Below are 10,276 nucleotides of genomic sequence, written 5' to 3' on the forward strand. Positions count from 1 at the left end.
TCGTCCTGAGCCAGGATCAAACTCTCCAAAGAAATTTGATTGGCTGATTGTCTAGCTTCGGACGCCATCGGCTCGCGACGCTTCGGTCCTGCTGCGGCGGCGATAGCCTCCTCGCAGGCCCTACAGCGCGTTTCGCCGATCATCGGGCGTCCTCAGCTTTTCTTTATTGTCTAGCTTCGGCTCGCAACGCCTTGCGGAAAATAACCTTCCTCCGCCGACATGCAAGCATGTCTCGTCGGAAGAACATTTTCCTTTCGGCGTTAAACGCTCGCCTTCGCTTTTCTCATTGACGCTTCGTTTTGTTCAGTTTTCAAAGAACATCATTTAGTTAGCTTCTTTCAAAAGCGACTTTTTTCAAAGAACATCATTTAGTTAGCTTCTTTCAAAAGCGACTTTAATAATATAACATTTATCTTTTTTTACGTCAACTATTTTTTAAAATTTTTTGTGCCGTTTCGCAACGGCTTTAATAATATAACACCAATTTGCATAACACGTCAATAAGTATATACATGTTATTTTTATCCATTTTAAACATAGTTCAAAAAAGCGTGCCGCCTGTTTCATTAGCGGCATGCTTCTATATTAATTAGCACTCCATTCTCTCGCAACCATCCCATATACAACATGGTCAACAAAATGGTCATAAAGCCATTCTGCCTCTCTTATCGTTCCTTCATTCACAAATCCTAAACGCTCCGGAATAGCTCGACTTCTTTGATTTTCTACCGCACAGCGAATTTCAACTCGATTTAATTTCAACTCTTGAAAAACGTAGTCGATGCAAGCCTTACATGATTTTGTCATCAACCCAAGACCTTGAAACTGTTCGCCTAACCAGTAGCCGATGCTCGTCTTTCTATTGTTGCGGTCGATATAATGAAGGCCGATGACCCCTGCGAGCTCCCCTTTATGCCAAATCCCTGCTTCAAATCCATTGCCTGCAACAAACTTTTTCAATCCTCCTTCAATAAACGCTCTAGAATTTTCTGCTGTTTTCACTGCATCAACCCATGGGAGCCACTGTCGCAAATGCGGTCTGCACGAGTCAACTAAAGCAAACAAACGCTCTGTGTCTTCACGTGTTAACAACTTCAAATAAACATCCCGATCAATAGAACAAATAAACATATGTATTCCCCCTTTTCCTTGTGTTTTTACGATAAACGAACCTCTTCCGTCTTTACTCCACTTAGAGGCGAAAGACTTCGTGATAAATATATTAAAAGTCATTTTAACATATTTTTCTAAAAATTGGACCAAAAATCTTTTTTTGTAAATAGAAGCATTGCATTATCGTACTTGGATTTAATGTTTAAAATAAAAAGACCAATTCGCAAATCAACGAATTGGTCTAAGTCATTTCAACCTGTTCTATTCTCTTAAAAATACAAAGTAAGCAAGGAAAATGAAGAACAATACATACAAGATTGGATGAACTTCTCTTCCGCGGCCTTTTAAAATCATCGTGATTGGGTAGAACAAGAATCCAACCGCAATTCCCGTCGCAATGCTGTAAGAAAGCGGCATTGTGATGAGCGTAAAGAACGCTGGAACCGCAACCTCAAACTTCTTCCAATCAATTTCACCAACTGAAGACGCCATTAATACCCCTACGATAATTAAAGCCGGCGCTGTTACCGGAGCGGTAATAACGCTTAATAACGGCGAGAAGAATAATGCTAATAAGAACAAAATTCCCGTAACAACCGCTGAAAAACCTGAACGTCCGCCCGCTGCTACCCCTGCTGAAGATTCAATGTAAGAAGTCGTTGTGGACGTTCCGAACACTGAACCAACTAATACAGCTGTCGCATCGACAAGCAATGCTTTTCCGGCACGCGGCAATTTATTGTCTTTTAATAATCCCGCTTGGTTTGCCACAGCCAAAAGCGTTCCAGTCGCATCAAAGAAGTCAACGATAAAGAATGTTAGAACAACACCAAGCATTTTCAAAGTGAAAATATCCGGCAAATGCTTGATTGCGACACCAAATGTTGGTGAAATGTCTGGAATCGCGCCAACAATTTGATGCGGCACCTTAATTAAGCCGAAAATCATACCTACAATCGCTGTAATAACCATGCCATAAAAAACGCCGCCATTCACTTTTCGTACCATTAAGATCACTGTAACGACTAAACCAAAAATCGCCAACAGTGTATTGCCATCTTTAAAATCGCCTAAGCCGACTAACGTCGCTGGATTATCGACAATGATTTTAGCGTTTTGCAGACCGATAAACGTGATAAATAAACCGATGCCCGCACCAACGGCATATTTTAACTCTACCGGAATCGCGTCAATAATTTTCTGACGAATTCCCGTTAATGATAAAATCGTAAAAATGACTCCAGATACAAATACACCAGCTAATGCTGTTTGCCAAGGAATTTGCATGTGCAATACAACAGTAAATGCAAAAAACGCGTTTAATCCCATTCCCGGAGCTAAAGCAATTGGATATCTTGCTAAAACTCCCATCAAGATCGAGCCGTATGCAGCAGCTAACGCAGTTGCCACAAACACCGCACCTTGATCAATCCGAAGTTCGTTCGGAAAATCCTTCACCGCTCCTAACGAAAGCGTAAAAGGGTTTACGAATAAAATATAAGCCATTGATAAGAACGTTGTTAAACCAGCAATAATCTCTGTGCGATAGTTTGTGCCCAGCTCATCAAACTGAAAATACTTTCTCACTTCTCGATCCCCCTTGAAAAATAATAAAACACTTCCAGCAGACTACCGGAAGCGTTGACTATAGGGATAACGAACATCAAGAAAGCATCGTCTTCTCAAATGGCATTGACGAAGACATACTTCTTCCCTTCATTATACCCCGTAGTCAAGCTATTTACGGTAGCTTGGTAGAAACTCTCAGGCCATATCCCCGAGATTATACGACGTATTTTGACAATATTCGCTTTTCATCTATATTTTATCAACCAGAGTAAAGGTCGTCAACAAAAAACGAACATTTTTATCAAAATGTTCGTTTTTTATTCGTGTTTATTCCCATTCAATGGTTGCCGGTGGTTTACTTGTAATATCGTATACAACACGGTTCACATGAGGCACTTCATTCACAATTCGCGTCGAAATCGCTTCTAGTACCTCCCATGGAATGCGAGCCCAATCGGCAGTCATACCATCAATCGATGTCACCGCGCGAATACCGACTGTATAATCATATGTTCTCGCATCCCCCATGACGCCGACGCTGCGAATGTCCGGAAGCACCGTGAAGTATTGCCAAATTTCGCGATCGAGTCCTGCTTTTTTAATTTCTTCCCTTAAAATAGCATCCGATTCGCGAACGATCTCTAGCTTTTCTTCGGTCACTTCGCCGAGCACACGAATACCTAGCCCTGGTCCTGGGAACGGCTGACGCCATACAATTTCGTCTGGAATCCCTAATTCTGTACCAAGGGCGCGCACTTCATCTTTAAAGAGAGTATTCAGAGGTTCAATGAGTTTAAATTTCATGTCCTCTGGCAAACCGCCAACGTTATGATGCGATTTAATCGTTTGCGCTGTCGCCGTTCCGCTTTCAATAATATCGGTATAAAGAGTTCCCTGAACTAAAAACTCGATCCCTTCAAGCTTCGCTGCTTCGTCATCAAATACATAAATAAATTCGTTTCCAATAATTTTCCGTTTTTGCTCTGGATCGGAAACTCCTTTTAACTTATTCAAAAAGCGCTCTTTCGCGTCCACTTTAATAACGTTCATGTTGAAGCCTTCACGGAACGTTTTCATCACGCTCTCCGCTTCTCCCTTGCGCAACAGGCCATGATCGACAAAAATACACGTTAATTGGTCACCAATTGCTCGATGCACAAGCACTGCAGCAACAGAGGAGTCAACACCGCCGCTTAGTGCGCAAAGAACTTTTTTACCGCCAACAAGCTCGCGAATTTTACGGATTTCATTATCAATAAAACTTCCCATTGTCCAATCGCCTTTGCACCCGCACACATCAAACACAAAGCGCTTTAGCAAATCATTTCCATACACCGAATGACGCACTTCCGGATGGAACTGCACAGCATACCATTTTCTTGTTTCATCGCTCATCGCCGCGATCGGACACGAAATGCTTGTCGCATTCACTGTAAATCCTGCCGGCGTCTCTGTCACTAGATCGCCATGGCTCATCCATACAACTTGTTCAGTCGGGAGATTTTCAAACAGCTTCGAAGCTTGCTCTACCTGGATCGTCGCCTTTCCATACTCCCGATGTGTCGCCTTTTCGACTTTCCCTCCTAAATGATGAGTCATTAGCTGCATGCCGTAGCAAATCCCTAAAATCGGCAATCCCAATTCAAAAATACGCGGGTCACATGTAAAGGCGTTTTCATCGTATACGCTGTTCGGACCGCCGGAAAACACGATTCCTTTTGCATTCAAAGCTTGAATTTCCTCAGCAGTAATCGTATGTGGATGAAGCTCGCTATATACACCAAACTCACGGATGCGTCTAGTAATCAATTGATTATACTGACTTCCGAAATCAAGCACGACAATCATTTCTTGATTTTGTTGCACAATTATCACCTCGATCCGAGTAATAAAAAACTAGAATCCGCACCTTCTTCACAAAAAAACGAAGGCAGAATTCTAGCAAAATAGAATCATCTGCCTTCGTAGTCGGGTCATTTACGGTGTCCCGGTAGAGACTCTCGAACCATATTATCGAGGATATACGAAGGTACATCGTCTTAAATTTTAGTCCATTCTATCAACTCTTTCCCATAAAGGTCAAGACGCTGTTCTTTTTATTAAATTTTCCCATAATTCTTTTATTTTGTTCCATTCAGTATCTACATTCTCGTTCCGATAAATCGCTCTCTCATACAGATTGGTTAACTGACTCATTTCCTTTGTTCCAAACCATTCATCGACATATGCAGCATACTGGCGTAACGTCTGCCCTTCCTTTTTCTTTAACCCGTAGTCTTTTAAATGTCTTAATAACGAAACGTACGCTTTAATAAACAGTTCGTTCCCATGTTTTTGTCTAAACATCCATAACGTTATATACGGCCACCATTTTCTTCTAAATCGGTACAGCAGCCAAGCAATAGCGGCACAACCGATCATTAATTCTACGATGGTGCGCCAGTCAAACATAGTGGCTATTTTGTCTTTCCAGTTCGTCGATGAGACTTGTTCACCACGTAACACATCATTTAATTTTGTACGCTTCTCTACAGAATGCGGCGACTGTTGTGCAGGAGCCGGCTTTACTTCCGAAACGGGCTGGGTAAATTCATACGGATTGCTAAATCCTTGCGTAGGCTCAAACGGCACCCAACCGATTCCCGAAAAATAGACTTCTACCCATGAATGAGCATTTTTATTGGTGATGCTATAGACGTTTTTTCCATCATCCGTCTTACTGATCCATTGGCCCGATGTATATCCTTTGACCCAGCGGGCTGGAATATGAAGCGAGCGAAGCAATACTACCATTGACGTTGAAAAATTATCGCAATATCCCTTTTTTGTTTCAAATAAAAATTGATCAACATAATCTTGTTTCCCGCGCGGCACCGCTACATCTTTTGTTTCATAAACAAATCCATTGAGATGGAAGTATTGCTCAATAGCTTTCACTTTGTCATATGTCGTCGTTTTTCCGGCAACAATACGTTGCGCGAGTTCACGAACCCGTTTAGGCAAGCTTTCCGGGAGCTGCGTGTAACGCTTAAGCATTTGTTCATCGGTCAGCGGACGAGCGGCCTTAAGTTGTTCTACTGAAAACGTCGGATATTCGTATGTCAGTTCATACTCTTGTAAAGCAAAAATATACGATTCACGGTCGGTCGGATAAATTTTTTCGTTCGCCACTTGCAAACGAAACACAACGCCCTCTGGTCCCTTCACTTTCTTTAATCCCTCTGGATAAATTAAATACGTATATGGCTGGGCTGTGTGGACTTTAGCCGTTAACACTTCTTTCTTCACACCATCTTCAAACCAGCGGTGAACATTATTTTCGTCTGCAAACGTTTGTATTTGAACGTCGTCTCTCGCTATCCACCCTTTTCCCGTATATATATCTTTCGTTTCTACTCTCCAATAATGGTCTTGTTTGTCTTCGGCTGTAAACACAATGGCATTATCCGCAATAAAAGGACCGCCCAATTGGGAGTCATTGTTTCCGTAGCCGATTTTTTTGACAGATGAACCGGATGTTCCTTGCTCTGCTTCTTGTGTATACCTTTTTATAAAGGCAATCGGATCAGGCCATTGCGGTACAAGCTTCGGTCCGATATATCCAGCAAATATTGATAAGCTGATGCTCGCCGTACATACAAACAACCATTTTTTATATTGTTTTGTTCCAGGGAGCTTTTCATACTGAAGCCAACTTAGCAGGAAAAAACCTCCTGCCACTAATCTTACAATCGCCCCATTGCCACGAAAAGCTGTAAATGTATCCAGCACAGAAACATACGCCACAGTCGTAGCATAAAACAATAAAATTCTTCTCTGGATAAACAGCCAATACTGCACAAGATATGTCAGCATCCATAGCAATAAGAAAAATAGGAAGCTGCGGAAAACATCAGTCATTTCGATCCAACGAAAATGAGCAATAATAGGGATGTGGTCGATTACTTCTTGCAAAAGTTTCGGCATCCAAAGAAATGAAAAAAAAGGCGCATGAAAAAACAAATGATTTACGGCGTAAAAAATGTACCCGAGCTTTAGGCATGCAGCCAGCCAGAATCGCACCTGCAAAAATGACAAAAGAAAACAAAACGCTATAAAAGCAATAAACACACCGACGTTTTTTGTGTCAGAAACTGTTTCAAGGGGCATCAGCCATTCCCACAAAAGCCAAAAAGCAAACAAATACAATAAAAATTTTTTTGTACGGCTTTGTTCCACCTTTTTATTTCCCACCTTCAAATAACGCATTCGTAAAATGCTGCGGTGACGTTGCAATGGTTATAATCCCTTTTTTCTTCAGCTGCTCAGCTGCTTCTTTTTCGTCTTTTGTCACATGGGACCCTTGCTTTTTAATTAAAAAAACGACACCACGACGATTCCTTATAGCCAAATCTTTGATAACTGATAACGTTTCCTGATCGAGTCGGGAAGTAACATAACAAAACGAAAAGGATAATGGCCATTGCATTGCCTCTTGCTGAATCGTGCGGGCAAATTTTTCTTCGCCGTCACATGTCACTGTTGCTAAATGATAAAATAGCCGCTGAAGATGGGCCTCTCCTCCTTGTGCATGAACGGCAATACGGTTGCGGCCTACCGCTACGAATCCGGTTTGTACACCTTTTTTTATTGCTGCTCGAATGAAAGAAGCAGTAAATGTGACCATTTCCTCAAATAATTCCGTCGGAGTGCGGTCGAGAAACACAACAATATCCTCGCTTTGTCTTTCTTCAAAATCCTTTGTCATCAGTTCGTTTTTTCGAGCGGACGCTTTCCAATGAATCCATGAGAAGCGGTCTCCTTGCGTATATTCACGAACGCTGACAGCCATGGTCCGATCCCGGTGAAGAGAACTTAGCGATGAAGCAGCTCCTTCTTCTAATTGCCATTCCATCTTTCGGTATCTCATTTCTACGTAACGTGGATATACCACTACCACATCTTTTATGGAAAAGGTAGCTTCCTTCAAAATGAGCCCCAATAAATCCGTCATTTTTACATGAATTATCTCGAATATGTGCTCTCCACGCGGCAAATCATCAATTTCATAAACGTATGAACCGACTTTGCGCCAGGGCATTAAAACCGTTTTGCTCCGTTTTACGTTCTGTAGCGAATGCGGCAATTTCTCTTCGACGATCATATATGCGATGGGAAAAAAGATAGGCATAGTCATTTGAATAGTAATTGTCAATGTTTCACCGGCATGATATCGCCTCTTTTCTAATACTCTTTCTATCTTTATCGCACGGAGCGGGTAAAGCATTATCGTCAAAGAATATAACCCGAACGGGAGGAAACTATAAAATAAAAACCAACTAACAAAACCTCCTTGAAACATTGCATACGAAAAGAGAATTCCTAATAAACCGACAACCGCTGCCATTTGCCGTATAAACTGAATGCGTTTTTTCATACCATCCACTACCTTTGAAACGGTACAGGTGTTCTAGCAACAATCTCAGCAACAATATGCTCAGCGGAAATTCCATCGAATTTTGCATCTGGCTTCAATATAATTCGATGAGACAGTACATATGGTGCTAACAGCTGTACATCATCTGGAATGACAAAATCGCGATGATGCATAAACGCATACGCTTGCGCTGCCTTCATTAATGCAATCGAGCCGCGCGGGCTTACTCCTAAATAGACTGACGCATGCGAACGGCTCCGTTGTACAATTTCAACGATATATCGCTTCACTCGTTCATCGATATACACCTTTTTAACGCTTTGACGCAATGACAACAGCTCTTCAACATCAATCACTGGCTGTAATTCCTCAATCGGGGATATGTTCTCCATTCGATTTAGTATATCGATTTCTTCGGCCAACGACGGATAACCCATTTTTAGTTTCAATAAAAAGCGATCCAACTGCGCTTCTGGCAGTGGATACGTTCCTTCGTATTCAATGGGATTTTGCGTTGCCATCACAAAAAACGGACGCGGCAAAGGCCTCGTCACTCCGTCCACCGTGACATTTCCTTCTTCCATCGCCTCTAATAAAGCGGACTGTGTTTTCGGGGACGTGCGATTAATTTCATCGGCTAGAATAACATTGCCCATAATAGGACCGGGTTTATATTCAAATTGCATTTCCTTCTGGTTATAAATCGAGACACCGATCACATCGCTCGGAAGTAAATCAGGTGTAAATTGGATGCGCCTAAATTGAGCATTTATAGACTTTGCAATCGCTCGCACAAGCATTGTTTTTCCAACGCCCGGTACATCTTCAAGTAATACATGCCCACCCGCTAAGAGCGCAACAGTGCTTAATGTAGCGATTTCTCGCTTTCCAACAATGACTTTTTCTATATTCTCAATCATTGCAGCGATCATTGGCTGTAACGATTCATTTTTCAGCATTCTTCTATTCCCCTTTAAGTTTCTGTAAAATAAGTTAATAACATGTTTTTTATTCGAGTAATTAAGCGGAAAATCCTTTTGGAAAAATAAAGAATGTAAACAATTGATTTTATTTGTGCCTTTAGAAAACGAAACCAATAGTAAATGGCAATGCCAACGCACCCCATTCCATAAACCTCCCCCACCTACACTTGAGACTTCTCGGTGGATTATGTTAAAAAGCCCCAAAAATAATGGGGCTTAACTAAAGCTTTGTTATGCATGTACAGGTTCTTTCGTTTGAATGTGAAGCGGCGGAGGAACTAACCATCCTTTTTCCTTCATAATTCGCAACATCCGTGCGCTATATTGCGCTTTTGTCACGTGGAATTGCCCAAACATCATGGCAATGTCTTCTCTAATGCATTGACCCATGACTTGGCTACATGCCACTAATCCAGTTGCGAGATCCTTGGCAACGGAAGCGGCGATTTCAGGATCATTAAATCGAGCGCCTACAGGAATGCTCTCCAATGAAGAAGCTGGTCTTTCCGGCGGAGAAGGAGGTAAGGCGACTTCATTTGCTTTAAGCAGCTGCTCAACTTGTTCAGCCTCTTGTCTCATCGTTTGAACCATATCTTCGAGAATCTGTCTTAAATCACTATCACCAGTATGATTGATGAACGTTTCGTATCCAGCTATCAAACCTTTGTTGGCAGTAAGATAACTCCAAACCCCAAACACTTCACCATAATGCATCGGTTCATTTTGTGGATTACCGCTTAAAATTCCCATAATAACCCTCCCTAGTTGAAGCATATTCATTGTAGAACTTCCTTTCTTGGTGGTTTAACCACAAGTTTTATCATCTCTAAGACACAATAGCGGTATTCGCCATTCATATTGGTTTTTAAAGGTTTCTAATCCTTTATTCTCCTTAACATTTGTGTCGAGGCTATAATGGGTTCAACTGTAATATTTTCGGGCACTATTTCCTTTTTAGGCTTTGTACATCTGTTTGTCTTCGCTTACTTTTTCTATTTGATCAGTTAATAACATGAAATGGCCATCGTCTAGTCTATGGCTCAAACAAAAAAGGATTATCTCCTAATTGTAGAGATAATCCTTTTCTAACCCTATTTTAGATTACATCATGCCGCCCATTCATTAGATAATAATTTCGCACAATATCAAGTGATTTTTCCTTGTTTTTTCTTAGTTTATATGTTGGTCTTTTCCT

General features: G+C 41.5%; 7 protein-coding genes and 2 riboswitches. All 7 genes read right to left on the reverse strand.

The window, feature by feature from the left end:
- Positions 1-585: 585 nt before the first annotated feature.
- Complete coding sequence (locus N667_RS0117120) at positions 586-1,131, reverse strand: GNAT family N-acetyltransferase (RefSeq protein ID WP_027410640.1); 546 nt, start codon at positions 1,129-1,131, stop codon at positions 586-588.
- A gap of 243 nt (positions 1,132-1,374) precedes the next feature.
- Positions 1,375-2,700, reverse strand: a complete 1,326-nt coding sequence (locus tag N667_RS0117125; protein WP_027410641.1) for an NCS2 family permease — start codon at positions 2,698-2,700, stop codon at positions 1,375-1,377.
- Positions 2,701-2,822: 122 nt separating this feature from the next.
- Positions 2,823-2,924: riboswitch (purine riboswitch) on the reverse strand.
- A gap of 85 nt (positions 2,925-3,009) precedes the next feature.
- Positions 3,010-4,530 carry a glutamine-hydrolyzing GMP synthase gene (guaA, locus tag N667_RS0117130; protein WP_035099251.1) on the reverse strand — a complete coding sequence of 507 codons (1,521 nt, stop codon included), beginning with the start codon at positions 4,528-4,530 and terminating at the stop codon, positions 3,010-3,012.
- Between the two features lie 97 nt (positions 4,531-4,627).
- Positions 4,628-4,729, reverse strand: a riboswitch (purine riboswitch).
- A gap of 32 nt (positions 4,730-4,761) precedes the next feature.
- On the reverse strand, positions 4,762-6,900 hold the full coding sequence (locus N667_RS0117135) for a DUF4129 domain-containing transglutaminase family protein (RefSeq protein ID WP_232223988.1): 2,139 nt from the start codon (positions 6,898-6,900) through the stop codon (positions 4,762-4,764).
- 4 nt (positions 6,901-6,904) lie between these two features.
- Entirely contained in the window at positions 6,905-8,098 is a 1,194-nt protein-coding gene (locus tag N667_RS0117140; RefSeq protein ID WP_232223989.1) for a DUF58 domain-containing protein, read from the reverse strand.
- A gap of 8 nt (positions 8,099-8,106) precedes the next feature.
- Positions 8,107-9,057 (reverse strand): AAA family ATPase, encoded by a 951-nt coding sequence (locus tag N667_RS0117145; RefSeq protein ID WP_027410645.1) that lies wholly within the window; start codon positions 9,055-9,057, stop codon positions 8,107-8,109.
- 255 nt (positions 9,058-9,312) lie between these two features.
- The gene (locus tag N667_RS0117155; protein WP_027410646.1) at positions 9,313-9,861 is read right to left on the reverse strand and encodes a DUF3231 family protein; all 549 of its coding nucleotides are present in this window, start codon (positions 9,859-9,861) and stop codon (positions 9,313-9,315) included.
- Positions 9,862-10,276: the final 415 nt, after the last annotated feature.

Source organism: Anoxybacillus tepidamans PS2, assembly GCF_000620165.1.
Classification (GTDB): domain Bacteria; phylum Bacillota; class Bacilli; order Bacillales; family Anoxybacillaceae; genus Anoxybacteroides; species Anoxybacteroides tepidamans_A.